Genomic DNA, 26,454 nt, shown 5'->3' on the forward strand with positions numbered 1-26,454 from the left:
GGTGCAGCGGCCGCACTTGATGATCCCATCTCTGGGATTGATCTCTGAGCATGATTGCTAGGCCTGATAGCTGGGCCTGATTACTGGAGTTGATCCCTGGGTCGATCCCTGGGTCGATTCCTGGGCTCAGAGCCAGGCCGCTGCGAGGTCACGGGGCTTACTGCCCCGAGCCGAGGATTTAAGGTCATGTCACAAAAGACGATATCGCCCTGGAACCGCAGGAGGTTCCAGACGACGGCGCTCGCCCTGTTGGCGTTCGCCGGTACGACGGGGTCGGCTGCGGCCTCGCTCCACTCCCCACAACCACTCTCCCTGGCTCAGGCCGAACAGTTGGCTGTGGAACGCAATCCGGCCATTGCGGGCTATCGAGCCGAGGCCGCTGCGCTGCGCGAGAGGGTGCCAGCCGCCCGATCGCTGCCCGATCCAGAACTAACACTCGGTGCGATGAACGTACCGATCGACTCGCTCGGAATCGGCGACGATCCGATGACGCAGTTGCGCATCGGGCTGCGTCAGCGCATCCCGACGGGACGGGACGCCGCCGAGCAACGTCTCTCCGCCGAGCTGCAGGTGGCGCAGGCACGGGTTGAGCGGGTCGAGCGCACGACGCGGCGCAAGGTCCGTCACGCCTACTACGAGCTGCTGCATCGCCACTTGGCGATGGCCCTGTTGAAAGAGAACCGCCACCACTTCGAGGCTATGCAGTCGGCCGCCGAGCGTGAGTTCGCCGCCGGACGGGTCTCACGCCAGGATAGCCTGCAGGCGAACTTGGAGCTCGAAAGACTCGAGGATCGCATTGTAGGGGAGGGCATGGCCCTGGAAGAGGCCCGCGCCGAGCTGGCGCGTTGGATCGGGGCTGAGGCCGCGCGGCAGCCGTTGCCGGAAAGCGTGCCGGAGATGCGCCAGCCACCGAAGACGGCAGAGCAGGCACGACGCCACCTCGATCATCACCCCCGTTTGGCCGAGGCAATCGCTGCGATCGGTGTCGGTCACGCTGGAGTGGCCAAGGCGCGATCGGCCTACCGGCCCAATTGGGCCGTCGAGGTTACTTACGGGCATCGGCGGGCCACCGGTATGGACCCATCCAGTGCGCCTGATCTCCTCTCCGCCATGGTGATGGTGCAACTGCCGCTCTTCACCGCCAATCGCCAAGATCGCCATCTCGCCGCTGGTCAACAGCGTCTATACGCAGCCCAAGCGCAGCAGCAGGAGATCTGGCTGGAGCTAGAGCGTGATCTCACGGCGCGCTATGCGCGCTGGCACAGCCTCGATGAACGATCCCGCCACTACCACGAGCGCATCGTCAAACTCGCTGCGGAAAACGCCGAGGCGGCGCACGCCGCCTACCGTGCCGAGACCATCGGCTTTACGGCCCTGCAGCGGGCTCGCATCGATGCGCTCGAGACGCGTTTAGCCGCGCTGCGCATCGACATTCAGCGGGCGCAGGCCCAGGCGGAACTGCTCTATCTGACCGGGGAGGTCGAGTCATGAAGGCCCATACCACGAAGACCCAATCCACGAAGACCCACGCCACGAATGCCCATGCCGCCAAAGGCAAGCTCATACTCACCGCAGCTGTGGCGCTACTCGTCGGTGCCGGCGGTTACGCGATCGTTAGCAGTTTTATCCCGCAGACGTTGGTGGGGTCTGAGAGCTCCCGTGAAGGCGGAGCAGAACCACTCTACTACCGCCATCCCCACAACCCCTCGATTACCTCCGATGAGCCGAGGCAAGACGAGATGGGCATGGACTACATCCCCGTCTACCCGGACGAGGTCGACGAAGCCGATGGGGCGGATCGAGCTACCGAGGCACCGGGTACGGTCCACATCCGCCCCGGTATAGTACAGGCGATGGGGGTGCGCACAGCGGTTGCTGAATCCGGCCGTCTCGAGCCGACGATTGAGGCGTTCGGCCACGTCCAGGCCGATGAGAGCCGCATAAGCCGCATCGATATCCGCGCCGAGGGCTGGGTCGAAGAGCTCCAGGTTGCCCGCACCGGCGATCCGGTCCGCCAGGGAGAAGTCCTCTTTCGCTACTTCTCACCGCGCATCCTCAATGCTCAGGAGGAGTTTTTGCAGGCGATGCGCCGCGGCGAGGGGCGTGAGATGGAGGCAGCCGAGCGGCGGTTGCGTGCACTAGGGCTGGATGAGGAGCAGATCGAAGAGATTCGCCACAGCGGTGTGCCGCAAGAGCAGGTTGAGGTGCGCGCCCCCAGGGATGGGTTCGTCAAGAGTCTTGCGATCCGCGAGGGCGATCATCTAACCCCCGGGGTACGAGCGATGGAGATCGTCGATCTCTCCACACTCTGGATCCTCGCGGAGGTCTTCGCCCAAGAGAGCACGTGGTTGCAGTCGGGGCTCTCCGCCGAGGTCACCACCCGGCTGCGTTCGGGCGAGCGTCGTCTCAACGGCGAGATCGACCACCTCTACCCCTTTCTCAGCACGCCGTCGCGCACCGCCCGTGCCCGCTTGCACGTCGACAATGACGATCTCCTGCTACGACCCGGCATGTGGACGCGCGTCCTGATTCACGCCGAGCCCACCGACGAGGTGATTCACGTGCCGCGTGAGGCGGTCATTCGTACCGGAGATCAAGCCCGGGTGATCCTGGCTCTCGGCGCGGGGCGTTTTCAGGCCCGCACCGTCGAGGTGGGGGCGATTGTCGGTGAGCGGATCGCTGTCGAGGGTATCGATGCAGGCGTCGAGGTGGTGACCTCCGGTCAATTCTTGATCGATTCCGAGGCCAACCTCTCGGCTGAGCTGGCGCGATTGGAGGGTGCTGAGAAGGGGGTTGACGACGCGCACGACGATTGCGAGCACCATGACCATCACGATCACCACGATCACCACGATCACCACGATCATCATGACCATGATCATGACCATCATCACGATGAGCACCACGACCACGACCACCACGACCACGAATCTGAGGAGGGGCGGTCATGATCGATCGAATCATTCAGTGGTCTATCGAGAACCGGCTCCTGGTGCTGTTGCTCACGGCCGTGATCGTGGCCTGGGGGGTCTTTTCCGTGCGCCACACCCCCCTGGATGCCATCCCCGATCTCTCCGACACCCAGGTAATTGTCCACACTGCCTTCCCCGGACAGGCTCCAGAAGTTGTTGAAGATCAAGTGACTTATCCGCTAGCCACCGCACTGCTAGCCGTGCCAGGGGCACAGGACGTGCGTGGCTTCTCGATGTTTGGAGACTCCTACGTCTACGTCCTCTTCGACGACGATGTCAATCTCTACTGGGCACGCGCCCGGGTGCTGGAGTACCTCAGCCAAGTCGCCCCCGATCTGCCAGCCGGCGCGAACCCGGCTCTCGGCCCCGACGCCACGGGCGTCGGCTGGATCTATAAGTACGCCCTTAAAGATACGAGTGGGAAACACGATCTTGGCCAATTGCGGGCGTTGCAGGACTGGTTTCTGCGCTTTGAGCTGCAATCGATCGACGGCATCGCTGAGGTGGCACCGCTTGGCGGCATGGTTAAGCAGTATCAGGTGGAACTCGATCCAGAGGCGGTGCGAGCCTACGGTCTCTCGCTGGGCGATGTAGCCGATCGTATCCGGGCGGCCAACCGCGAAGTCGGGGGCTCGGTGGTGGAGATGGCCGAGGCCGAGTATATGGTCCGTGCCAAAGGCTATCTGAGCGGGCTCTCCGATCTGGCCGACATCCCGCTCGGCATTCAGCACGACGGCGCTCCGGTGCTCTTGGAACACGTCGCCGAGATTCGCGAAAGGCCGCGCATGCGCCGCGGCATCGCCGAGCTGGATGGCCAGGGCGAGGTGGTTGGTGCCATCCTGGTGATGCGCGATGGTGAAAACGCCTTAACGACCATTCGCCAGGTTAAGGAGCGGCTAGAGGAGCTCCAACGCAGCCTGCCCGACGGGGTCGAGATCGTCGAGGTCTACGACCGCTCCGAGTTGATCGAGGGCTCGGTCGCCAACCTCATCAATAAGCTGTGGCAGGAGTTTCTGATCATCACAGCGGTGGTGATCGTCTTTCTCTTCCACATCCGTTCGGCCCTGGTCGCCCTGATCAGCCTGCCCATCGGCATCTTAGTGGCGCTGATGATCATGAATGCGCAAGGGATCAGCGCCAACATCATGTCGCTCGGTGGCATCGCGGTGACCATCGGGGCGATGGTCGATGCGGCTATCGTGATGGTCGAAAACGCCCATAAGCGCCTTGAGCGCGCACCGCCGCATGCCGATCGCTGGAAGATCATCGGTAGGGCGGCGAAGGAGGCGGGACGCCCCCTCTTCTTTGCGTTGCTGGTCATCACGATCAGCTTCTTGCCGCTCTTCGCCTTAGGCGGAGAGTCGGGTCGGCTCTTTGCCCCACTGGCGTTCACCGGCACCTACGCCATGGCCGCAGCGGCGGGATTGGCGGTGACCCTGGTCCCGGTCTTGATGGGCTATCTGATCCGCGGGCGCATTCGCTCAGAGCATGAGCATCCCATTGCGCGGCTGCTGACCGCCCTCTATAGGCCGGTGATCGGCGTCATCCTGCGTCACCCGTGGGCCACCCTCGTGCTGGCAGTGTCAGTGGGGGCCACGGCTTACTATCCGGCCAGTCAGCTGGGTAGTGAGTTCATGCCGCGCATGGATGAGGGCGACCTGATGTACATGCCGACCCTCGATCCCGGTCTGTCGGTCGGTAAGGCCCGCGAGGTCTTGCAACAGACCAACCGGCTAATCATGGAAGTACCCGAGGTCGAGCAGGTCTTCGGTAAGGCCGGTCGTGCTGAGAGTGCGACCGATCCGGCGCCACTTGGAATGTTCGAGAGCGTGATCCGCTTCAAACCGGAGTCGCAGTGGCGGGAAGGGATGACTAAGGAACAGCTGATCCGCGAACTCGATCGGGCGGTCGACCTGCCTGGAGTGGCCAATGTCTGGGTTCCGCCGATTCGTACACGCATCGATATGCTGGCGACAGGGGTCCGTGCCCCAGTCGGCATTCAGATCTCCGGCGCTGATCTCGAGGTGATCGAGGCGATCGGGCGCGATATCGAGGCGGCGGTCGCGCAGATCGAGGGGACAACGAGTGTACGCGCCGATCGGACCGCTACCGGTCGGTACCTGGAGATCGAGATCGATCGCCGCGAGGCGGCTCGCTATGGACTCTCCGTCGACGAGATCCAGTCGGTTATTCGCTTCGGCGTAGGCGGCATGGAGGTCAGTCAGATGGTGGAGGGGGTGGAGCGTTTCCCGATTTCGCTGCGCTACCCGCAAGAGCGACGCAGCAGCCCCGAGGCCCTGGAGGCCTTGCCGCTGGTAGCGCCGAACGGTGAGCACCTAGCCTTGGGCGATGTCGCTGCAATCGCCATCGTCGATGGCCCGGCGATGATACGCACCGAAAACGCTCGGCGCACCGGCACCGTGAACGTCGATATCGCCGATCGGGCGCTGGGCGGCTACATCGCGGAAGCGCGTCAGGTGGTGCGCGACGAGGTCGACTTGCCGCCGGGCTACTCGATCCGCTTCGTCGGCCAGTACGAGCAGTTAGAGAGCACCCAGGAGCAACTGCAACTCTTCGTACCCCTGACCTTGGCGCTGATCTTCGTGCTGCTCTATCTCTGCTTCCGCAACTGGGTGGAGCCGTTGATGCTGCTTGCGACTCTGCCGTTTGCCTTAGTCGGCGGCTTGTGGCTGAGCTATGGGCTCGGTTTTGACCTGTCGGTGGCCACCGCGGTCGGCTTTATCCTGCTCGGCGGATTAGCGATCGAGTTTGCGGTGGTGCTGCTCGCCTATCTCCATCAAGCCGTAGCAGAGCATGCGCCTAAGGACCGGGCCGAGCTGATTGCCGCCATTAGCGAGGGGGCCGTACGCCGGGTGCGCCCGCTGACGATGACTGCCATGACCATCATCCTCGCCTTGTTGCCGTTGTTGATCGATACCGGGCTCGGCTCCGAGGCGATGCAGCGCATCGCAGCGCCGATGATCGGCGGGATGGTCACGGCACCAATCATCGCCTTTGCGATCGTGCCGGTGCTCTACTACCTATGGCAGCGTCGCCACTATCCGGAGCCGGCTGGACCGGTGCAGTAGAGACGCAGCAGGTGCAGCAGTGACCGACCTGGGTATTCAACCGGGTATTCAGGCGATTCGCCCATGGGCGATCCAGTGCCGATCGCTGGTGCGCTCGACCTGCAGGGAGGGCAATAGTGCCGCTGCCGCGAGCTGATCGGTGACCTCTTGCGGCGTAAAGGCAGCGAGCAGGGAGTTAAAGAAGTCGCGGCGCAGTACCGGCGGCTCGGTGGCCGCGTAGGTATCGACAATCGACTCCGCCTCGGTGCGGCTTGCTGGACGGGCCAGATCCATGACCAGCACAGCCGCCCCGGGGCGGGCGTGTTGTCGAATGCACTGCCAAAAGGGTGCCGGATCGTGCAGGTGGTGCAGCAGGCTGTTGCTGATTACGGCATCGTACGCAGCAGGCGGCAACTCGAGCGTTTGCAGGGTGGCGCAGACGAGATGGATGCGCTCACGGCACGTCCCGCGCTCTCGATCAAGGGCGTGTTGCGCAAGCTCGATCATGGCCGGTGCGCCATCTACGGCGGTGATATGCAGCTGCGGACAGCTGCGGGCAAAACGCAGCGGAATATCGGCCGGACCGCAACCGAGATCGAGCATGGTGCCGCGCGGTAGACCGAAGCGCTCTAGAAAGGTCTCGACAAAGCGTTGATTCGGCTCCTCGAAGTCAGCTCCTGCATAGGCCGCGGCCTGTTGCGTCTCATCCATCAACTCCGGCTCGGGGATGCGTTCCATAGGGCAGTTCTCCAGCGTGGTGTTTGCGGGCGGGGCGCACTCGCTAACCGCCGCCGAGCGTCCCAGACTAGCGCACGCAGCGGGGAACGCAAACGAGAAGAGCAGGGCAGATCACCGCCGCACCTCGGCGTGAGGAGGGAGCGTAAGGTCTTCGGTCGCAACGTAGGTATGCAGTAAAATCGGGCTGCGCAGTCGGGCCAGGCGCAGCAGCTCATCGGGGGGGATCGAGGTGATCTGATGGCTGATCCCGCTGTGTCGCAGCCAGTGGGTCGAGGCCGAGTCGAGGCGGCGGGCCCAGACTGGATCGGTCTCACGCATCGCCGCGGCCGCCTCACGACAGACTTGCTTGACGATATAGTGAGCCGCCTTCCGGTGGAGCGGCCGCCAGCCGTCGCGCTGCGGGTAGAGGCTGACGACCATCGGTGTATTCTCATCAGGCGCCGGATAACGGGCCAAGCCTAGGTGCTCGCGATAGTCGCCCAACGCCTCAATGAGGGTCTCGGGAATAGGGACGTACTCAGGCGGTGACTTAGGGTGGCGGTATTTGCCGACGACCTTCCACCACCACTGCCGGGAGCCATCCGCCTCGGTGCGATAGAAGAGCGCGCCTTGCCTGCAGTCGATCAACTCGCTAGCGCGGGCGAGCAGGGTATAGAGGGCGGAGAAGACCCAGCGAGCGCGCTGATAGCGCGCCTCCTCGATCGGCGTTTGACGCGGCATGCGCGTCTCGATGTGCTCTAACACATAGGCCCAGAGTTGCTGCGGGAGATAGCGCTCTTGGCGCGGATACTGCCCCGTGATGGTGTAGCGGGCCTGCGAGGCCACGACCGGGTTGCGCAGCAAATAGCCCTGTTCAACGAGCCACTGATAGAGCCGCTGCACGATGCTTACGGCACTGCGCGCAGCGCGATCGGAGAGCAGACCGATAAAGGGGCGCCAGTGGGGGGAGGTGCGCGGGTAGCGCTGATTGGCGTACCAGTGCGCCCAGCGGGTTGGGTCGTGCAGCACCTCATCGTAGAGTGTTAGATCGTCGGGTTCGGCCTCACTCAGGGCGCGATCCCGCTCCAAGCCGAGCCAGAGCAAGAAACGCTCGATCTCTTTACGATACGCCTGCACAGTGTTGGTGTTGTGTGCGTGCTGGGAGAGAAAGCGGGCCACCGCCTCCAGGTCGTTGCTGCAACCGGCGAGTTGGCCCTTGCCCGCAGCGACCCACTCGCCATCTCCGCCCAGCGGGATCGGGCCAAACCCACCTGGATGCGGGGTAGGGCAGCGCTGTGCATCCCAGCTGGCCTGTGCCCAAGGGAAAAAGCCGTAGCCGGCCGGCGGCTGCGAGCGGCCGGAGAACGCTTGGCAAGCCGTGTTGCCCGTATCGTTCGTGCTGTGATCACTCTGCGGATCCGTCATGGCCCCCTGCCCGTGGCTCTCTGCTGCCTTTATCTATGCGCATTCTAGCACTCATCCGCTCAGCAAGGAGAAGATGTATCTTCTGTGCGGCCTTGAGGAATGGGGTTTTGTCAATTCTGGAAAAGGTCTATACTTCAAGCATAAAAATTCGATCATGAGCGTTGAGGTTTTTTGAAGGCTGACAGCCCCCCGGGCTCCCGGGGGCGTGAGTGTGTAGCCCCGACCGGGGGTATGAGCATGAAAAGAAAGACTAAAACGGACTCCGATGTGTTGTATCAATCCCTACTGACTTGTCACCCCGAGGGTGTCTGCACACTCGATCTGGAAGGGCGGTTCACCTACCTCAACCCCGCCGCTTGCGATTTGCTCGGCCATGAGAGCGCAGAATCACTGCTCGGGCATGCGGTTAGTGAGGTGATCTGCACCCGGAAGCAGTGTCGAGCTTGCCCTATGGAGTTCCAAGACCACTCGCTGGTGGCGGCCCTGATCGCTGGAAAGATCCCCCGTGGTTACGAGGAGGTTTGCGTCCACCGTTCTGATGGATCGACCTTCCCGGCCGCAATCAATATCGCTGCACTACGAACCGGCGAGGGTGAGCCGGCGATCGGTTTGGTCCTCTCGTTGCGCGATATCACCGAGCAGCGCAAGCAGGAGACGGCGCTGCGCCATCGTGAACAGCGATTTGCCCTAGCAATCGAAGCGGCCAACGCCGCGGTGTGGGAGTTCGACTTGGTCACTGGTGAAGTCCATTTTGGCCCCCGCGGGATCGAGATCTACGGCTGCCCGCCGGGCTCTGCGGTGCCGTTTCACGACTATGAGAGTTGGCGCACGCGGATCCACCCGGACGATCTGCTGCGTATTGAGGCCGAGGCACATGCAGCAAGAGAGCAGGGTGTGCCGTGGATTGTCGACTATCGCGTCATACGCCCCAATGGCGAGATCCGCCACGTGCGCTCAGCGTGTCAGCAACTCTGCGACGATGACGGGGGGGTGCCGCTGCGTATTGTCGGCTTCGAGGAGGATCGCACTGCCGAGGTCACCACGCTTGAACGACTCCAACAGCTGGTAGCGATTCTTGACAACACCTCCGATTTTGTCGTCATGCACGGTCCCGATGGGCGACTGGTCTTTATGAACGCCGCGGGTCGGCGTGTTGTTGGTCTACCCGACGAGCCTTTCCTGGGGGCGCCCGCTACAACGACCCCCTACGGTGTTGCCCCTGGTGCAGTCGGTGAGGGTGGGCCGCCGGCCTTCACTGTCGAAGAGTCGATTCGGCACTACCATCCGGAGTGGGCGGCTGATCTACTGCTTAACGAAGCACTGCCAACGGCCATGCGCGACGGTATCTGGCAAGGCGAGACGGCGATTATCGATGCGCAGGGCCGCGAGATTCCCACCTCTCAAGTCATCATCCCACATCGCAGTACTCCCTCGGGCGAGTTGACCGAGATTTCAACGATACTGCGCGATATCTCGCAGACAAAGCAGGCTCAGGAAGAACTCGCACTCAGCGAGCGCCGTTTTCGACAAATCGCCGAGAGTATCCATGAGGTCTTTGGGCTCAGTGACAAAGAGAAGCTCTTATACGTCAACCCGGCCTACGAGACGATTTGGGGGCGGTCGACCGAGAGCCTCTACGCCGATCCCTGCAGCTTTTCGGAAGCGATCCACCCCGAAGACCGTGACCAGATCATCGCGGATTTACGGGAGGCACGTGAGACCCGGAGCGACTTCGATGCGCTTTTCCGGATTATTCGCAGCGACGGTGAAGTGCGCTGGGTGCACATGCAGAGCGTGCCGGTGCGCAATAACGACGCCGGGGAGGATGAAGCGGCGGCTAAGGCGCTATTGCGCGCCTCGACGGCGCGCGATATGACCGAGCACGAGGAGCGGCTGCGGGGGCGGCAGAAGTAACAGCGTCCTGTGGGAGGAGGTGCGGAAGTGCGGCCACAAACTAGAGCAGTGGTCGGCAAGAGTTCAGCGCGAACGGAGACAAGCCGCTCAGTACAGGAGAAGAAGGCCGCCTCGGCGGCGCGTAGAGAATTTAACATAATATACATTATGCGAAGTAGGAGGGCGGCCGGAGGGCACGGAGTTGTGACTCTCAGTACGCCTTCGGCGCCCTTTGACGCCGCTGGTTCATCTTCACCATGTCGGGCACGGCTTCATGTTCGGGGGCTACCAGACCGGAACACGGCCGGCTGAATTATGACTTACTGTGTGGCCCGCCGAGTCTCCTGCCATCGGGTTTGCTGCTCCTCATCGGCGATGTTCCACTCATGCTCGATAAACTGCTTATCGCCAGTCTCCAGCAGTGCCCAAAGAACGAAGTCAGCCGCTTTCTCTGGAGCATGTAACTGCCCACGCTCTTTGAGCTTGATAAAGCGCTCGACCTCCGGGAACTGCTCCGAGGTCTGCTGCCGGATCAGCTCTTGCATGGGCGTATCGACGACGCCGGGGCGAACCGAGCCTACAAGCACTCCGTGGGGTCGCAGTTCATCCCGCAAGGTCTCGTAGATCATGAACAGCGCTGCCTTGCTTGCACAGTAGGCGCCCCAGCCGGCGACCGGTCGATGGGCTGCCCCGGATGAGATCTGCAGGATACGGCTCCCCGGCTGCATCGCTGGCAGCAGACTCTGAGTCAGAAAGAGCGCAGCCTCTACGTTCGTTGCAAAGGCGTGCCGCCAGGCTGTTAAATCGACCGCATGCAGCGGCCCGACCGGTTCCAACACGCCGGCGTTGTGGATCACCGCGCGCACCTTACAGCCTTCCGGCACCGCGGCGGCCACCTGTGCGCGTCCTTCTTCGGTGCTCAGGTCAGCGCGCTGTGCAATGACCCGGTCGGGAGCCAGTGCTGCGGTCTCTTCAAGCGGCGTCTGACGGCGGCCAGCGATGAGCACCCGAGCGCCCTGCTCAAGCAGCCCTTCAGTGAGGGCGCGACCGAGCCCGCTGCCACCACCGGTGACGACCGCAATCTCATGCTCCTGCCACTTCATAGCTCCTCCGCCAAAAAAATCTCCCAATCGTGAATACAATATCACCCCTGCAGCGCCCCGGGGAGGCTCTTCCTTTAGCGTGGGTCGAGGAGGATAGCGCCAACTGCGTGGCAGTCGTACAATGAGCGGGCGTAAAACTGGCGAATATCAAAAAAACTGCGCCGTACGGCTATCACTATAAAATCATCTTAATAGTCATCGCACACGGAGGGAGGAGCCATGGCATATCAAGAGGTCTACCAGGAGTCGATCCGCGATCCCGAGGGCTTCTGGAGACGCCAGGCCGAGCGCCTTGTCTGGCACGAGCCGCCGCAACAGATCCTGAGCCAGGATGAAAACGGATTCTACCACTGGTTCAAGGGCGGAAAGCTCAACGTCGCTTACTTGGCGCTCGATGCCCACGTCGATGCCGGTCGCGGCGAGCAGACCGCCATCTTCTACGACTCCCCGGTCAGTCAAACTAAAACCAGCTTCTCCTACCGTCAATTGCGTGATGAAGTCGCCAAAGCGGCCGGTATGTTGCGCGATCTGGGGGTCGCTAAGGGCGACCGCGTGGTCATTTACATGCCGATGATTCCCGAGGCAGTGATCTCAATGCTCGCCTGCGCCCGCCTCGGCGCTGTTCACTCGGTGGTCTTCGGCGGCTTCGCAGCTAACGAGTTGGCGGTACGCATCGACGACGCCGCTCCGAAGGTCGTGCTGAGCGCCAGTTGCGGGATCGAATTTGAGCGCGTTATCCCCTATCAGCCACTGGTCAACGAGGCGCTCAAGCGTGCCCACCACCAGCCCGAGCACGTCGTCTACGTCGCCCGCCCGCAGGCCGAAGTCGAGCTGCAGGCGGGGCGCGATCTCGATTGGCACGAGCAGGTGCAAGCCGCCACGCCGGCCGATGCAGTACCGGTTGATGCCACCGATCCGCTCTACATCCTCTACACCTCGGGGACGACCGGCAAACCGAAAGGCGTCGTGCGCGAAGGCGGTGGCTACGCCGTAGCCCTCAACTGGAGCATGGAGGCGATCTACGATCTACATCCCGGCGAGGTCTTTTGGACCGCCTCCGATGTCGGCTGGGTGGTCGGTCACTCTTACATCGTCTACGCGCCACTCATTCGCGGCTGTACCAGCGTCGTCTACGAGGGTAAGCCGGTACGCACACCCGATGCCGGAGCCTTCTGGCGGGTGATCTCCGAGTACGGCGCCAAGGCCTTCTTCACCGCACCGACCGCCTTCCGCGCCGTCAAGAAGGAGGACCCCGAGGCGAAGCACCTCGCCCACTACGACATCTCCTGCCTGAAGAACGTCTTCGTCGCTGGTGAACGGCTCGATCCACCGACCTACGAGTGGCTGGCCGATACCCTGCAGCGGCCGATCATCGATCACTGGTGGCAGACCGAGACCGGCTGGCCGATCGTCGCTAACCCGATGGGAATTGAACCGCAGCCCGTTAAAAGCGGCTCGGCCACCCTGCCGGTTGCCGGCTACGATATCCGCGTCCTCGACGATGCCGGCCAGGATCTCCCGGCGCGCGAACAAGGCAACCTGGCCATCAAACTTCCCCTGCCGCCGGGCTGCTTGCCGACGCTTTGGAATGATGATGCGCGCTTTCGTAAGTCGTACCTGGAGCGCTTCCCGGGGTTCTACGACACCTCTGATGGCGGCTTTATCGATGAGGAGGGCTACGTCTTCATCATGGGCCGGGTCGATGATGTTATCAACGTCGCTGGACACCGCTTGTCGACGGGTGAAATGGAAGAGGTCATCGGCGATCACGCGGCGGTCGCTGAGTGTGCGGTCGTCGGCATCCACGATGAGCTCAAAGGCGAGCTGCCGGTCGCCTTCGTCGTTCTCAAAGACGGCGCAGAGATCGAACAGGAGCAGCTTGAGAAGGAGCTCGTTAAACGGATCCGCGATGAGATCGGCGCGATCGCCGCACTGCGCCAGGTCGCTGTAGTACAGAAACTACCTAAGACCCGCTCTGGGAAGATCTTGCGTAAGAGCATTCGCACCCTGGCTAAAGAGGCGCGCGACGAGGTGCCGACGCCGTCGACGATCGACGATCCGGGCAGTCTTGATGAGATCGTCGATGCCATGCGCAACCACCGCATCGGGCGCTACGCCGATCCCAGCTGAGGGGGGCACCCCCCCTCGGAGGGATCCCCGGAGGGACTGATGGGGAGGGCGGAGAATCTGACGTCCTCCCTTCCCTGAAAGAAGGGGATTTCTATGGCGAGATCCGGCGGGGATGCTGGCTCCTAGGAGCATTGGCGTCCCCGCCGGCATTCTTCAACGGGATCGATGACTCATGCCGCCTCGCCCGCTCGGCAGTTCCCAACCGTAAAACTGCCGCAGTTGCTCGTGGACCTCGGGAAAGGCGCGACGCAACCGGCGCGGATCGGCAAAATACGTCTCCGATGCCACCGCGAAGAACTCGCCCGGATCTTCGGCAGCGTAGGGATCGAAGGCCGCGATGCTACTGTTGTCGCGATCACACCGTCGGCCGCAACCATTGCCGCCACTGCCATAGCTGCCGTCTAGCGTGCCCAGGCCCTGGCCCAGCGTTGCCCCCTGCCCCTCCAGCAGCCATAAAGACTCATCACGCTCAGCGCCACCCTCGCCCCCATCTTCGCCTGCCTCTGCCGTCTCGACATAGCGTCCCAAGCGTTCATAGGCCTGTTGAAAGACCCGCGCCCATACCTCGACGGCGAGTGTTGCTGGCAGCGGCGGCAGCCCATTGACCTCACCCTGCGCCATATCAAGCTTATGGGCACACTCATGCACCACCACGCAGCTGCCCGCCCCCGCCGGCCGCAGTGCATCCTCAAGCGAGAGCACCAACGGCCCGCCCTCCCACGCCTCGCCGATGAGCGGACCTTCGAGCAGGTGCACCACCCCATCGTCGTCTACATACTCGTGGGTTGCAACGAAGCCCGCTGGATAGAGCACCACGCTTCGCCACGGCGCATACCAGTCGAGTCCCAGTTCACGCACCGGGACGACCGCCTGCAGGGCGATTGATGCAAGCTGCGCCTCATCGGGCGAGGCGCCGGCCACCCCACTAAAGCTCTTCTCATCGAGAAAGGCGACAGCCAGTGCTTCGAGTTGTCGTCGCTCCTGCCAGCCAAGGCGTCGCAAGCCAGGCAATGAGGCCTCCGCATAGGACCAAGCCAGAGCAGGTAAATTGCGTCCGCGCGCCAACCGTCGGCGCCGCCAGTTGCGTAGCCATCCCATTCAGTTGCACGCCCTAACCAGTCCCTGAAACTCGCCGCAGAGAGCATCTTACTCACCACAGATATCGTGGTACCATAGCGCGCCTTAGTTGGGCGCTTCAATCGTATTCTGCGTAGGAAGATCGCGGAACGCGTTGTCATGCAAGAGGATTGAAAGATCAAGTATGCCGGATACTGCTCAGGAGGCTGCAAGCCGTCGCACGTTCGCCATCATCTCTCACCCCGACGCCGGCAAGACGACGCTGACCGAAAAGCTGCTCTACTACGGCGGAGCCATCCAGATGGCTGGCACGGTCAAGGGTCGCAAGTCGAAGATCCACGCCACCTCCGATTGGATGGCGATGGAGCGCGAACGCGGCATCTCGGTGACCTCCTCGGTGATGCAGTTCCCCTATCGCGAGCGCTTGCTGAATCTGCTCGATACGCCGGGACACGGCGACTTTTCCGAGGATACGTACCGGACGCTGACGGCGGTCGATTCAGCCCTGATGGTGATCGATGCTGCTAAGGGCGTCGAGCAGCGCACCGTGCAGTTGATGGAGGTCTGCCGGATGCGCGCCACCCCAATCACCACCTTCATCAACAAGCTCGATCGCGAAGGTCGCGATCCGGTCGAGTTGCTCGATGAGATCGAGTCGGTCTTGGGTGTTCAGTGCGCCCCGGTCACCTGGCCGCTCGGGATGGGGCGGACCTTCCGAGGCGTCTACCACCTGCTGACAGATCGCGTCTACCTCTTCACCGAAGATGAAGCCATCGATGGGCTCTCCGACGACCGCCTCAGTGAGCGCTTTCCAGGGGAGTTTGAGCAGTGGCAAGAGCAGATCGAGTTGATCCGCGAGGCCAGCGAGCCCTTCGATCGAGCCCGTTACCTGGCCGGTGAGCTGACGCCGGTCTACTTTGGCTCAGCGATTAACGACTTTGGTGTTCGGCAGTTACTGGATGACTTTGTCGAGCACGCACCGGGACCGCTGAGCCACGAGGCCGGACGCACCGTCGCTGCCGATGAGCCCAACTTTAGCGGTTTCGTCTTTAAGATCCAGGCCAACATGGACCCCCAGCACCGCGATCGGATCGCCTTTTTACGCGTCTGCTCGGGGCGCTTCGACCCGGGGATGCGCCTCTATCAAGTGCGCACCGGAAAGCAGATGAAGATCCCGCGCGCGACGACTTTTCTGGCCAGTGATCGGGTTCACGCCGAGAGTGCTTTTCCTGGCGATATCATCGGCATTCACAACCATGGGACGATCGCTATCGGGGATACCTTCACCGAGGGCGAGAAGCTGCACTTTAAGGGAATCCCGAACTTTGCCCCTGAACTCTTTCAGCGCGTCGTGCTGCGCGATCCGATGCGCATGAAGGCGCTGCAAAAGGGGCTCGAACAGCTCTGTGAGGAGGGGGCGACACAGCTCTTTAGGCCGTTGATTGGCAGTGACTGGATCGTCGGAGCGGTCGGTGCGCTGCAGTTCGAGGTCGCAGCTTACCGGTTGCGCAATGAATACGGCGTCGAGTGCACATTCGAAGCCGTACCGGTGCATACGGCCCGCTGGATTGAGTGCGGCGACGCCAAGCAGCTTGAACGTTTTTGCAATCGCAACGAGACCGCTCTCAGCCGTGATGCGACCGGGGCTCTTACCTACTTAGCCCCCTCGCGGGCCAACCTCCAACTGACCCAGGAGCGCTGGCCGGAGATCGGTTTCCACGCCACGCGCGATCGCTAACGCCAAACTGGTGCTCGCTACAACCCACTGGGACCGCGGCGCACCTGGCCACCCGGCCCCAGCGCGAGCTACCAGCGAACTCGCCCTCGCCGACACCGGTCAAGCGCTGATCAGTCGCTCGACAATACGCGCTCCGGCCAGATAAGTGCCGGCGGCTGAACCGAGCGAGGCGAAGAGAAAGACGAGCAGAGTTCGCGCGACCCGATTGACCCACCACCCCTGCCAGCGCGTCAACTGCTTACGGAGGCTGCGAAAATCGCCGACACGGGGGCGGCGCATGGTGAGTTCGATGGCAGCGGCGACGAAACCGGCACCGATGGTTGGGTTGAGTGAGGTCAGCGGGGCAGCGAAGAAGGCGCCGGCAACGGTGACCGGGTGGCCGTAAGCCAGCGCCGCCCCGAGCGCCGAGAGCCCCCCATTGAGCAGCACCCAGGTCGCCACCAAGGTCCAGCCCAATTCCGGGCTCTGGGCAAAGCCGAGAGCGAAGCCGGAGAGGACGACGGCCACCACGGCCCAGGCGAGAAACTTCGGCCAGCGCGATGGTGGCGGGCAGGTATCGAGGTCGCGACGTTCTGCCTGCGGATCGGCTGTCGGTCGCTCCAGGGCCTCGGCCACCCCCTCCAGGTGTCCCGCACCGAGCACCACCAAGACCTTGCGAAAGCGCCCAGCGCAGCTTTCGAGCAGGCGGGCAGCCATGTAGCGATCGCGCTCGGCGATCAGCGGGGTGTAGAGGGAACGACTCTCTTGCGCCATATCACGGAAGGTCGACTCTAAGATATCGCCGCGTTTGAGCCGTTCTACATCCTCGCTCTCGATCTTCTGTGAAGAGGCCACGCTAGCGACCAGACCACCGATCAAACCCAATCGCTGATACCAGCGCACGCTGCGGTAGAGGCGGCGCATCGTCGTGCCGACCTCACGGTCGATCAAGACCAACTCAGCGCCGTACTGCTGGGCTTGCTCAGCGGCGATCTTGAGCTCTGCTCCGGGCTCGACGCCCAACTGCTCCGCTAAACGCTGCTGATAGGCCCCGAGTGCCAGATTGGCCGTGATCAGGCCACCACGCCCATCCCGCAGAGCTTGAAAAAGATCTAGATTTTCTAGGTGGTTGGGGTCGGTCAAGCTGCGCAGACGACTCTCGCAAAGCTCAACAGCAACGGCATCGTAAGCGCGACTGGCTACCTCAGCAGCAACCTCATCGGCGCTGGCCTGGGAGATATGCGCCGTACCGAGCAGGACAAACTCAGTGCCCTGGACAGTAAGATACTTGCGCGGTCCCTGCTGCGGTGCAGATTCTGACATCTTCAAAAGGCTCCTAGCAGAGTCAGGAGGAGATCGAGCGACGTTCGTTAACGCGGACCCTGGAGTTGTGGGGCAATAGCTTAAGGGTGCGTATCATACTGCGCCTGGCGGGGATGCGGAAGGCATGTTGTAAGTGCCCTCTTTAAGTGCCCTCTCAGTTCCTGCTCTCTTCTATGGAAGCGCTCCACTCGGGAACCTTGCGCCGTATAGGTTGTCTCGTGGTGACAGGACAGTGACCTTTTAAGACGTAGAGGAGCCGAATATGTCGAATCAGCGGAGAACCCTGCCGATGGCCGCCGTGGGCGCACTGTTTTGCTCTGCGCTAGGCGCTGGCGTGGTACACGCGCAGATCGGCGCCGAACCGCCACCGGAACAGGATCCCGGCATGCAGGGGCAACCCCCCGGTGGCATGCAGCAGCAGGACCCGGGAATGCAACAACAAGATCCCGGCATGCAGCAGCAAGATCCTGGATTGGCACCGCCGCAACCCGATCAGGCGACTTTCAGCGATGCTCAGGTTGAGCGCTTTGTTCAGGCCTACCTCGACATCATCGATATTCAAGAGGCCTATACAAGCGAGATTCAAGAGGCCGACGGCGGTGAGCAAGCCCGCGAGCTGCAGGAGCAGGCTAATGACGATATGGTCTCGGCGATCGAGGACAACGGGCTCAGTGTGCCGGAGTACTCGGAGATTGCCAATGCCATGGACATGGACCCCGAGCTCCGCGATGAGGTCTCTTCGCGCATTCGCGAGAATCAGAACCACTAATCACTTCCGACGGGGCCGCTCGCGCGGAACAGCCAACCTGACCCTGACGGAATCGCCGTCGGGGTTGGGCTGTTGACGTCCCCCCGCTCCGCCTCTCTTCCCTCTGCCGATTCAGCTGATCCAGCGAATTGCGAGTCTTTCCACACATGGTAGCCAGCGCCGCCGCTCTGCGCGTGGTCAGAGTGTACGCGAGCGTGTACGATAATGGCACGCTGGCGATGATGGCCAACCCCTTTTCTGCAAATAACCGACAGAAGGTCGCATGGACAAGCAGCATAGCTATAACTACGAGGAGCTTCTGCTCAGCGGACACGGTCGCCTCTTCGGCCCGGGCAACCCGCAACTGCCGGCGCCGAAGATGCTTATGTTCGACCGCATCACACGCATCAGTGAAAGTGGGGGGCAGTACGGTAAGGGCGAGATGACCGCCGAACTCGATGTGCATCCCGGACTCTGGTTCTTCCGTTGCCACTTCCCTGGTGACCCGGTCATGCCGGGTTGCCTCGGGCTCGATGCCCTATGGCAGATGGTTGGTTTCTATCTGGGCTGGATCGGCGGCAACGGAGCCGGTCGTGCGCTCGGCTGTGGTGAAGTGAAGTTTACCGGTCAGATCCTCCCCGAGAATCGACTGGTTACGTACAATGTAGAGCTCAAACGAGTGATCAACCGGCGCCTGGTCATGGGGATCGCCGATGGTGTGGTCGCGGTCGATGGTCAGACGATCTACGAGGCCTCTGACTTAAAAGTCGGCCTCTTCCAGAACGCCGGTGAGCTGCAGCGCGCCACAGCGTAGTCGCGCAGGTTCAGATCTGAAAGGAGGTCGACAGTGCGTCGAGTTGTTATTACGGGCTTTGGCATCGTCTCGTGCATCGGTAACAATCGTGAGGAGGTGCTCGCCTCCTTGCGTGCTGGCCGTTCCGGTATTCGTTACCGCCCCGAATATGAAGAGATGGGTCTTCGCAGCCTCGTTGCCGGCAGTTGCGATATTGACGTTCAAGCGCACATCCCCCGTAAGACGCTTCGTTTCATGGGGGATGCTGCAGCCTACAGCTATATCGCTATGGATCAAGCAATTGCCGCTGCCGGATTAGACTATGCGGCGATCTCCAACCCCAAGGTTGGGCTGATTGCCGGTTCTGGTGGGGCTTCGACGGCTAACGTCGTTGCTGCTACCGACACATTGCGCTCACGCGGAGTGCGCAAGATTGGCCCCTACGGGGTGACGCGAACCATGGGCAGCACGGTCTCTGCCTGCCTCGCTACACCCTTTGCCATCAAAGGGGTCAACTTGACCATCACCTCTGCCTGCGCGACCAGTGCACACTGCATCGGAGCAGCGATGGAGCAAATTCAGCTCGGCAAACAGGATGTCGTCTTTGCCGGCGGCGGTGAAGAGGAGCACTGGAGCCTGACGCAACTGTTCGATGGTATGGGGGCACTCTCGACCAAGTATAACGAGACCCCGGAGAAAGCCTCGCGGCCCTACGATGCCAATCGCGACGGGTTTGTGATCGCTGGTGGCGGCGGTATGGTTGTAGTCGAGGCCCTCGATCACGCCGTGGCCCGTGGGGCACCGATTCTCGCCGAACTCGTCGGCTTTGGTTCGACTTCGGATGGCTACGACATGGTGGCTCCATCGGGGGAAGGCGCGGTGCGCTGCATGAGGCAAGCGCTCGCCGATGTTGAGACGCCGGTCGATTATGTCAACACGCACGGCACCAGTACCCCAGCGGGAGATGTCACCGAAATTGAGGCCATGCGCGAGGTCTTTGGGACAGGGATGCCGCCGTTCTCTTCGACTAAGTCACTGACGGGCCACTCCTTAGGGGCTACCGGTGTACAGGAGGTTATCTACTCACTGCTGATGATGGAGCACGGTTTCATCTCGCCTTCGATCAATGTTGATGAACTCGATCCCGACGCCAGTGAGGTGCCGATCGTAACCACGACCCGCGAAGGCGTTGAGCTCACTACTGTACTCAGCAACAGCTTTGGTTTTGGCGGCACCAATGCTAGCTTGGCACTGCGCCGTTACGAAGGCTAACAGGTTGCTGGAGTCAATTGCCGTGGCACTGAGCCCGTGGTCGCAGTGATCGATCGATTGGCTCCGGTGCCGCCACTCTCTGACGAACAAGGCGTGAAGGTCTCTTGCTATGGAACAACGTCTTCACTTTGATCCCGATTTGCTGCGCCGCTACGATGTCAGCGGGCCGCGCTATACCTCCTACCCGACGGCGCCGCAATTCCATGAGGGGTTCGACGACCAGGCCTACGCGCGGGCGGCCCGAGACAGCAACGAGGCTGCCGAGCCGAAACCGCTCTCCGTCTACATGCACGTACCGTTCTGTAAAAATGTCTGCTACTACTGCGGCTGCAACAAGATCGTCACGGCAAAGTATCAGCGGGCCGAGGAGTACCTCGATCACGTCTTCCGTGAGATCGCCCTGCAGGGCGAACTCTTCGCGGATACGCGCCGTGTCGAGCAGCTTCATCTCGGCGGTGGCACGCCAAACTATCTGCGTGACGAGGATATTGCTCGCCTAGTGCAGACGTTGCGCGATCATTTCCAGCTTGAGGAGGGCGATCGGCGCGAGTTTTCGATCGAACTCGATCCCCGCGACTTCCAGCTCGAGACGGTCGCTCACTTGGCCGAACTCGGCTTTAATCGCATGAGCGTCGGTGTCCAAGACCTCGACCCTGTCGTACAGGCGGCGGTCAACCGCGAACAGAGCCCAGAGCTGTGTCGGGCGATCATCGAAGAGGGACGTCGGTACGGTTTCCGCTCGACCAACATCGATTTGATCTACGGTCTACCCAAACAGACCGCTGAGAGCTTCGATCGGACGCTTGATGAGATTGTCGATATCCGCCCCGAGCGTCTAGCGATCTACAACTACGCCCACCTGCCCCATCTGTTCAAGATCCAGCGCCAAATCCGTGAGTCCGACCTGCCCGGCCCGGATGAAAAGCTAGCACTCTTCGGTCGTACCATCGAAAAGCTCACTGAGGCTGGCTACGTCTTTATCGGCATGGATCACTTTGCCCTGCCCGAGGATGGGCTGGCGAAGGCGCAAAAGCAGGGTACGCTCCATCGTAACTTCCAAGGCTACTCGACCCGGGCTGACTGTGATCTCATCGCCCTCGGTTCGACTTCGATTGGTAAAATCGGTCCGACCTACAGCCAGAACCTGCGTGAACCCGAGGCCTATCAAGAGCGTATTGCCAATGGCCGCCTGGCTGTCTTCCGCGGTATGGAGCTGAGCCAAGAAGACCAATTGCGCCGCGAAGTCATCATCGAACTAATGTGTCACTCGCAGTTGCGCTTCGCCGAGATCGAGTCGCGCTACGGCATCGACTTCCAGAGCCACTTCGCAACTGAGATCGAACGCCTAGAGCCTTTAGTCGATGACGGACTGGTCGATATTAACGATGAGCGGATTCAGGTCTTGCCGCGTGGTCGACTGCTGCTGCGCCATGTCGGCATGGCCTTCGACGCTTATCTAGAGCGCGATGCCGCAGAGACGCGGCGCTACAGCAAGGTGCTCTAGAGCCTAGTTCCTGCCTGGTTGTTTAAAAGGCTTGGAAAAGTCCGTAGGAGTTGAAAAGGACAGAGAAGTCATCTTCGACCGATAAAGGTGCTCTAGTGTCGTGAAGCGCGGAACTCTTTTAGGCGGAACGGCCCTGGTTTTGACCACCGGGGCCGCCCTCGCTAGCCCCCTCCCCCCGCATACCCAGGTCTTCGAGCCGGGGGTTTTCGAGGCGCAGCTTTTCACCGGTGTCCGCAACTACAGCAGTGATCACGGCACCACCGCTGATTTCATGCCACGCCTAAGAGCCGGGGCACCTGGACCCTTCGATCTGGCGCTGGGTATCCCCTACCGCTACGACTCAAAGAGTAAAGACTCGGCACTGCGCAGTGATCTGCACCTTGATCTCTCCTATCAGTGGCTTGATCGCGGAGCGACGCAGTCAGTTATTCGTTTCCATACCATGGTTGGTGCGAATAGCGAACTCGAAGGAGTTGGCAGCGGCCGTACCAATCTAGGCGTTGCCGTCGATTGGCGTCGCGATGGGATCTACGCCGGTAACGACCTCTACCTGCGCGGAGCGTGGGAGCATATCGACCAGCGCCGCCCCGACGAGGATGCCGGTCCGGGCTCTTACCGAGCTGTCGGTCTGCTGACGCTAGAGGCGGCCATGGACATTAACGTCGAGGGCGACTTTACTCCCTACTTTGGGCTCCGTGCAACCGTAGGCGCCTCCGGCAATCGGCGTAGCGAACAGCAGAGCCTCTCCCTCCGCCCGGGATTCCACTGGAAAATCGCTGAAGGGCGCTCACTTTTCTTGGTTTCGCAGTTCGACATGGCCGAACGTGGAGGGGAGCCTGAGCGTGCGGTCTTCGTAACCTATAGCTACAACTTTGAGACAGGTTGGGGAGACGCTGCGGCATCGCGCGGTGTCGAACAGGTGACAGCTCGTATGGCACGACTGGAGCGACAAGTCGACGCCCTAGGACGCAGCGTCCACAACCTTGAACGGCGTTGGCTGCTTGGGACCCCGAGCGGCGACCCCGTAGCGAGTCCCGAAACAGAAGTTCTGTTACTCAATCAATCGGGTATTGCTGAACTTAAAAGTTCGGTCGGTCGCCTACTCGATCCCCTTGAGGTGCGTCTTGTCGATATGCGTCAAGACCCCGATGCTCCGACTCGTGACCGTACCGTTATTCGTCATGCTCACGGTTTGACCGATAAGGCAGTAGAGATCGCCCGTGCACTACCGGGGCATCAGCTTATTGAGGAGAGCAACGAGATCCCGGATGGTGCCGACATTGTCGTCTTGATCGGCTTCGATTTGGAGACTGCTCTCGATTAAAGAATAGCAAAACTCCGACGCCACAGTGTGGTCCCTGTTTGGTTCATTCCCAGCTTGTTATTGCCAGCTTGCAAGTCGTGCAGCTGCGTACTGCCCCTGTTCGGTCTGCGTACCGATCTGTCGCAGATAGCGCTCATAGTGTTCGGCAGCGTCCCGCTGTCGGCCCATTCCCTCGAAGGCAACCCCCTTTAGAAAGGCCGTATTGGGATTGCCGGGCAGTATCCTCTCGTAGCGCTCAAAGTGATCGACGGCCCGTTCGGGCTGATTGAGCGCTAATGCGTTAATCCCGCTCAAGTGGACAGCCTGACCCTCTTGCGGATAGACCTCGCGGGCTTGATCGAGATAGCGTCGTGCCTCCTGGTGTTTCTCTTGCGCCGATTTGGCCTTCGCCATCAGCAGCAGGCCTGGGTAGTCGTCGGGGACTTGCTCAAGGGCGCTGGCAAAGTGTGCCTCAGCCTGAGCGTGGTTACCCCTCGCCATCTGCGCTTCGCCAGCCTGCATCTCCTTAATGGCCGGCTTTATACGGCGCAGACTCGCCGTGTTATCCATATACCGCTCGCGACCGCGGTCGCGCTCTAGAGCGCCGCTCCGCGCCTGAGCTTCTCTCTGAGCTGTTTTAAAGCGTTCCTCGCTCATCGGATGGGTCGAGAACATCGTCTCCAAGGCGGTGGGCTGTCGTCCCGACATGTTCACCAGCATCTGCATCAAGTCGACCATGCCCTGCGGGTTCTGTCCCGACTGCGCCATGTAGTCGAGCCCAAGATCGTCGGCCTCGCGCTCATTCTCGCGGCTATAGTGGGCAAGCAGCACGGTGGCACCGACCGCACTGACGGCGTAGACCAGGTTGCTGTAACCAGCAAGCCGCTCCGATTGCGCAGCAGCAATACCGACCCCGCCGAGAAGGGCTGCAGTCATAATGGCGCTGGTCTGACGACGAGCGGTGTGGCGCGCCGTTACATGGCCGGTCTCATGCCCAAGTAAGGCAGCGAGTTCGGCCTCGTTCTCCATCTCGACCATGATGCCGCGTGTACAGGCCATTGTTCCGCCGGGGAAGGTGTAGGCGTTGACGTAGTTGGCGTTGACCACGTTGTGGCTGTACGGCATATGCGGACGGTGAGAGACCTCGGCAACCGCCTGACCAACTTCACCGACATAGCCAACGACCTGCTCATCGCGCAACAACCCGTAATCGTTAGAAAACTGATGCGGGGCGTGTTGCTTATCGATGGCGATCTCTTCCTCCTCAGACATCAGCATCAACCGCGGCCGCCCGGTGACAGGGTCGGTTGCACATCCGTAGAGCTGAGGCGCCAACACGGCACTCGCCGAGGCTGCCGACATCAGCCAGACAAAATCACGACGACTCATGCGCCGCTGCAAGATGCGATCGCCGTGGCGGTGGGAATCTCTACCTCGATCAGATTTAGTCGCGCTCATCGACCCCTTAACCCGCATTGAAGGGCTGATACTGACAGCGGTCTAGACCGCCGGGCTGCGATCACACGCCTACTAACGCGCGTTGCACCCCCCAGCATAGCCAGTATAGGCGCTTCGCTGCGTCCCATCGAGCCCGGCTCTTCAGCCGCTTCCCTCCCGCACCTGCTCGACAGAGAATACTCAACTCTAGGAGGTGCAACCGGGGCGGGACGGGAGCAAGCCGCCCCCCCCCCGACTCTCTTCGTCACGCACGCCTAAAAGCGGTACATACCGCCAGCACCCCAGGAATCGAGGTCGACGTCACCACCGATCGAGTAGTTGAAGTACTCCACGAAAATCCAGGCCTGAGGGGCCACACGGTGCGTCAAACCGAGGCCGCCGGAGAGGCTGTAATCGGCGAATAGCTCCTTACGCTCTTCGGTCCCATCGTACTCACCCTCATAGGCGTAGGAAGAGATCCCACCCATGATGTAGAACTCGTTGTTGAACGGCGTCCCCAGGTCGATATTGAAGCGGCCAACCGTCGACAGCGCGTGCTGAAGATCGACCTCCCAATCCCCGTCGTCCTGGCTGCCGAACCCGGTAAAGATTCGCGTCTCGATCGTCACGTTGGCAAAGACGCGAACCCCCAGGAAAAGACCGCCACCAAAACCATCAAACTCGTAGCGGTCATCAAACTCATCCTCATCGGGCTCAAGAGACCAGCTGTGCACGTATGCACCCATATAGAAATCTTGATCGCCAATGCCGGGGCCTTCGAAGGTAAAGCCACTCGCGTGAGCGCTCCCGATACCTGCGGTCAGGAGCGCGACCGCTGCCGCGCTAGCAAGTACAGAGCGCTTCGCACTGTTGCGGGAACTCACCTCAGTCGGGGTCAAATCGCCCTCCCCCCGTGGCGCAACCGATTGGGTCGAAATACGGCTGCAGTGGGTGCTGGGCTTTGTGCTGGTGTGCGACATGATTCCTCCTGTGGACTGATGCTGATGATTCTTTATAAACCGGACGGAGCAACCCTGCAGAGGCTATCGGCGTGAAGGAAGTCAGCTTGAGTGTTGCGTGGGGAAGGGGCAGCTTGCTTTCCGCGCGACTGCACGTCGACCAGTCTCCGCCGCAGAAGACGCAAGCGGGCAGAGGTTACAGCGCGGCCGTGGCCGACAAGTCGCCTTACCTAACTCGACCAGCTGAGCGTGCAACTCGTGAAACAGCGCCCGTTCCGCACCACACGCCTCCTCCACGGCTGCGCGCAACACCTCATAAGGCTCATCGCCGCGACACCAGCCAAGGCGCGAGAAGATCCTACGAGTGTAGGCATCGATCACGAAGACCGGGCGCTTAAAGGCATAGAGCAGGATATCGTCCGCCGTCTCTCGCCCCACCCCCTTGACAGCTAGCAGACGATCGCGCAGCTCGTTCGTCGCTAGACGGTCCAGACCATCGTAGCCACCCGCCTCCAAATAAGCCACAGAGAGTGTCCGTAACCGCTGAGCCTTGACATTGTAGTATCCGCTTGGACGAATCGCCGCCGCCAACTGCTCGCTCGGTGCATCGACTATCGCATGTGGCGTTAAAGGCATCGTGGCTCGCAGCTGCGCAATCGCATGCTCGACATTCCGCCACGCGGTATTCTGCGTTAAGACAGCACCCATCAGGATTTCGAAGGTGCTCTGCGCCGGCCACCAGTGTAACTGTCCGTGGTAGGCCACCAGCTGCTCCAGCAGAGCCTCTAGGCGTTCGCGGTCGAGTTCCAGAAGTTCACCTCCATCTAGACTTACCGTTGCAATCGATGGCTTGCTATATCGTATCGCTGCCAGTACCATATTGCATCCTGGCTAGGTGGCAGAGTGGTGATGCAGCGGCCTGCAAAGCCGTGTACGTGGGTTCGATTCCCGCCCTAGCCTCCAACTTCCGCTGAAGTTGGCGCCTGAGAGACTGCTGCCTCTTGCTGTGCAGC

19 protein-coding genes and 1 tRNA gene are annotated in these 26,454 nt (G+C 61.5%); 12 read left to right on the top strand and 8 right to left on the bottom strand.

Translation table 11 applies throughout. The features are described from left to right. Nucleotides 1-186 precede the first annotated feature (186 nt). Genes CKO15_RS04565 through CKO15_RS04575 form a run of 3 tightly spaced genes read left to right on the top strand, consistent with a single transcriptional unit; the run spans nt 187 to nt 6,061 of the window. Nucleotides 187-1,491 carry a TolC family protein gene (locus CKO15_RS04565; RefSeq protein ID WP_200192971.1) on the top strand — a complete coding sequence of 435 codons (1,305 nt, stop codon included), beginning with the start codon at nt 187-189 and terminating at the stop codon, nt 1,489-1,491. After that, nucleotides 1,488-2,951 carry an efflux RND transporter periplasmic adaptor subunit gene (locus CKO15_RS04570; RefSeq protein ID WP_200192973.1) on the top strand — a complete coding sequence of 488 codons (1,464 nt, stop codon included), beginning with the start codon at nt 1,488-1,490 and terminating at the stop codon, nt 2,949-2,951. Before CKO15_RS04565 ends, CKO15_RS04570 begins: the two co-directional genes overlap by 4 nt. Continuing rightward, nucleotides 2,948-6,061: an efflux RND transporter permease subunit gene (locus tag CKO15_RS04575; RefSeq protein ID WP_200192975.1), complete on the top strand. Its 3,114-nt coding sequence runs from the start codon at nt 2,948-2,950 to the stop codon at nt 6,059-6,061. Before CKO15_RS04570 ends, CKO15_RS04575 begins: the two co-directional genes overlap by 4 nt. A gap of 48 nt (nt 6,062-6,109) precedes the next feature. On the opposite strand, the gene CKO15_RS04580 is transcribed toward CKO15_RS04575, so the two are convergent. Then, nucleotides 6,110-6,778 (bottom strand): class I SAM-dependent methyltransferase, encoded by a 669-nt coding sequence (locus CKO15_RS04580; RefSeq protein WP_200192977.1) that lies wholly within the window; start codon nt 6,776-6,778, stop codon nt 6,110-6,112. Nucleotides 6,779-6,889: 111 nt separating this feature from the next. Beyond that, the gene (locus CKO15_RS04585; protein WP_200192979.1) at nt 6,890-8,182 is read right to left on the bottom strand and encodes a tyrosine-type recombinase/integrase; all 1,293 of its coding nucleotides are present in this window, start codon (nt 8,180-8,182) and stop codon (nt 6,890-6,892) included. Nucleotides 8,183-8,419: 237 nt separating this feature from the next. Between CKO15_RS04585 and CKO15_RS04590 the strand changes: the two genes are divergently transcribed. Further along, entirely contained in the window at nt 8,420-10,096 is a 1,677-nt protein-coding gene (locus tag CKO15_RS04590; RefSeq protein ID WP_200192981.1) for a PAS domain-containing protein, read from the top strand. 299 nt (nt 10,097-10,395) lie between these two features. Here CKO15_RS04590 and CKO15_RS04595 read toward each other — a convergent pair whose 3' ends face one another. Beyond that, nucleotides 10,396-11,178, bottom strand: a complete 783-nt coding sequence (locus CKO15_RS04595) for an SDR family oxidoreductase (RefSeq protein WP_200192983.1) — start codon at nt 11,176-11,178, stop codon at nt 10,396-10,398. Nucleotides 11,179-11,397: 219 nt separating this feature from the next. Between CKO15_RS04595 and CKO15_RS04600 the strand changes: the two genes are divergently transcribed. Then, nucleotides 11,398-13,308 carry a propionyl-CoA synthetase gene (locus CKO15_RS04600; RefSeq protein WP_200192985.1) on the top strand — a complete coding sequence of 637 codons (1,911 nt, stop codon included), beginning with the start codon at nt 11,398-11,400 and terminating at the stop codon, nt 13,306-13,308. Nucleotides 13,309-13,461: 153 nt separating this feature from the next. Here CKO15_RS04600 and CKO15_RS04605 read toward each other — a convergent pair whose 3' ends face one another. Then, nucleotides 13,462-14,406, bottom strand: coding sequence for a M90 family metallopeptidase (locus CKO15_RS04605; RefSeq protein ID WP_200192988.1), 945 nt, complete (start codon nt 14,404-14,406; stop codon nt 13,462-13,464). Nucleotides 14,407-14,569: 163 nt separating this feature from the next. Between CKO15_RS04605 and CKO15_RS04610 the strand changes: the two genes are divergently transcribed. Beyond that, nucleotides 14,570-16,123: a peptide chain release factor 3 gene (locus CKO15_RS04610; RefSeq protein WP_200192990.1), complete on the top strand. Its 1,554-nt coding sequence runs from the start codon at nt 14,570-14,572 to the stop codon at nt 16,121-16,123. A gap of 99 nt (nt 16,124-16,222) precedes the next feature. Here CKO15_RS04610 and CKO15_RS04615 read toward each other — a convergent pair whose 3' ends face one another. Beyond that, nucleotides 16,223-17,425: a TraB/GumN family protein gene (locus CKO15_RS04615; RefSeq protein ID WP_200192992.1), complete on the bottom strand. Its 1,203-nt coding sequence runs from the start codon at nt 17,423-17,425 to the stop codon at nt 16,223-16,225. A gap of 262 nt (nt 17,426-17,687) precedes the next feature. On the opposite strand from CKO15_RS04615, the gene CKO15_RS04620 reads away from it, so the two are divergent. From CKO15_RS04620 to CKO15_RS04640, 5 genes are all read left to right on the top strand, one after another. Beyond that, nucleotides 17,688-18,194 carry a DUF4168 domain-containing protein gene (locus CKO15_RS04620; protein WP_200192994.1) on the top strand — a complete coding sequence of 169 codons (507 nt, stop codon included), beginning with the start codon at nt 17,688-17,690 and terminating at the stop codon, nt 18,192-18,194. A gap of 262 nt (nt 18,195-18,456) precedes the next feature. After that, complete coding sequence (gene fabA, locus CKO15_RS04625; RefSeq protein WP_200192996.1) at nt 18,457-18,987, top strand: bifunctional 3-hydroxydecanoyl-ACP dehydratase/trans-2-decenoyl-ACP isomerase; 531 nt, start codon at nt 18,457-18,459, stop codon at nt 18,985-18,987. A 33-nt stretch (nt 18,988-19,020) separates the two neighbouring features. Then, entirely contained in the window at nt 19,021-20,238 is a 1,218-nt protein-coding gene (fabB, locus tag CKO15_RS04630; protein ID WP_200192998.1) for a beta-ketoacyl-ACP synthase I, read from the top strand. A 109-nt stretch (nt 20,239-20,347) separates the two neighbouring features. Beyond that, nucleotides 20,348-21,742, top strand: a complete 1,395-nt coding sequence (gene hemN / locus CKO15_RS04635) for an oxygen-independent coproporphyrinogen III oxidase (protein WP_200193000.1) — start codon at nt 20,348-20,350, stop codon at nt 21,740-21,742. Between the two features lie 100 nt (nt 21,743-21,842). Continuing rightward, the gene (locus CKO15_RS04640) at nt 21,843-23,066 is read left to right on the top strand and encodes a LytR C-terminal domain-containing protein (RefSeq protein ID WP_200193003.1); all 1,224 of its coding nucleotides are present in this window, start codon (nt 21,843-21,845) and stop codon (nt 23,064-23,066) included. Nucleotides 23,067-23,123: 57 nt separating this feature from the next. On the opposite strand, the gene CKO15_RS04645 is transcribed toward CKO15_RS04640, so the two are convergent. From CKO15_RS04645 to CKO15_RS04655, 3 genes are all read right to left on the bottom strand, one after another. Beyond that, nucleotides 23,124-24,434, bottom strand: coding sequence for a M48 family metalloprotease (locus tag CKO15_RS04645; RefSeq protein WP_242464568.1), 1,311 nt, complete (start codon nt 24,432-24,434; stop codon nt 23,124-23,126). 323 nt (nt 24,435-24,757) lie between these two features. Next, entirely contained in the window at nt 24,758-25,381 is a 624-nt protein-coding gene (locus CKO15_RS04650) for an outer membrane beta-barrel protein (protein WP_200193007.1), read from the bottom strand. 162 nt (nt 25,382-25,543) lie between these two features. Continuing rightward, a complete protein-coding gene (locus CKO15_RS04655; protein ID WP_200193009.1) occupies nt 25,544-26,320 on the bottom strand; it encodes an endonuclease III domain-containing protein in 777 nt (258 codons plus the stop codon). 10 nt (nt 26,321-26,330) lie between these two features. On the opposite strand from CKO15_RS04655, the gene CKO15_RS04660 reads away from it, so the two are divergent. After that, a tRNA-Cys gene (locus CKO15_RS04660) sits at nt 26,331-26,404 on the top strand. Nucleotides 26,405-26,454: the final 50 nt, after the last annotated feature.

The organism is Halorhodospira abdelmalekii, assembly GCF_016583625.1.
Lineage (GTDB): Bacteria > Pseudomonadota > Gammaproteobacteria > Nitrococcales > Halorhodospiraceae > Halorhodospira > Halorhodospira abdelmalekii.

Excerpts from the sequence above, each read along its gene's own strand:
- CKO15_RS04565 (WP_200192971.1), top strand. The coding sequence starts at position 187 with ATGTCACAAAAGACGATATCGCCCTGGAACCGCAGGAGGTTCCAGACG.
- CKO15_RS04570 (WP_200192973.1), top strand. The coding sequence starts at position 1,488 with ATGAAGGCCCATACCACGAAGACCCAATCCACGAAGACCCACGCCACG.
- CKO15_RS04575 (WP_200192975.1), top strand. The coding sequence starts at position 2,948 with ATGATCGATCGAATCATTCAGTGGTCTATCGAGAACCGGCTCCTGGTG.
- CKO15_RS04580 (WP_200192977.1), bottom strand. The coding sequence starts at position 6,778 with ATGGAACGCATCCCCGAGCCGGAGTTGATGGATGAGACGCAACAGGCC.
- CKO15_RS04585 (WP_200192979.1), bottom strand. The coding sequence starts at position 8,182 with ATGACGGATCCGCAGAGTGATCACAGCACGAACGATACGGGCAACACG.
- CKO15_RS04590 (WP_200192981.1), top strand. The coding sequence starts at position 8,420 with ATGAAAAGAAAGACTAAAACGGACTCCGATGTGTTGTATCAATCCCTA.
- CKO15_RS04595 (WP_200192983.1), bottom strand. The coding sequence starts at position 11,178 with ATGAAGTGGCAGGAGCATGAGATTGCGGTCGTCACCGGTGGTGGCAGC.
- CKO15_RS04600 (WP_200192985.1), top strand. The coding sequence starts at position 11,398 with ATGGCATATCAAGAGGTCTACCAGGAGTCGATCCGCGATCCCGAGGGC.
- CKO15_RS04605 (WP_200192988.1), bottom strand. The coding sequence starts at position 14,406 with ATGGGATGGCTACGCAACTGGCGGCGCCGACGGTTGGCGCGCGGACGC.
- CKO15_RS04610 (WP_200192990.1), top strand. The coding sequence starts at position 14,570 with ATGCCGGATACTGCTCAGGAGGCTGCAAGCCGTCGCACGTTCGCCATC.
- CKO15_RS04615 (WP_200192992.1), bottom strand. The coding sequence starts at position 17,425 with ATGTCAGAATCTGCACCGCAGCAGGGACCGCGCAAGTATCTTACTGTC.
- CKO15_RS04620 (WP_200192994.1), top strand. The coding sequence starts at position 17,688 with ATGTCGAATCAGCGGAGAACCCTGCCGATGGCCGCCGTGGGCGCACTG.
- fabA (WP_200192996.1), top strand. The coding sequence starts at position 18,457 with ATGGACAAGCAGCATAGCTATAACTACGAGGAGCTTCTGCTCAGCGGA.
- hemN (WP_200193000.1), top strand. The coding sequence starts at position 20,348 with ATGGAACAACGTCTTCACTTTGATCCCGATTTGCTGCGCCGCTACGAT.
- CKO15_RS04645 (WP_242464568.1), bottom strand. The coding sequence starts at position 24,434 with ATGAGTCGTCGTGATTTTGTCTGGCTGATGTCGGCAGCCTCGGCGAGT.
- CKO15_RS04655 (WP_200193009.1), bottom strand. The coding sequence starts at position 26,320 with ATGGTACTGGCAGCGATACGATATAGCAAGCCATCGATTGCAACGGTA.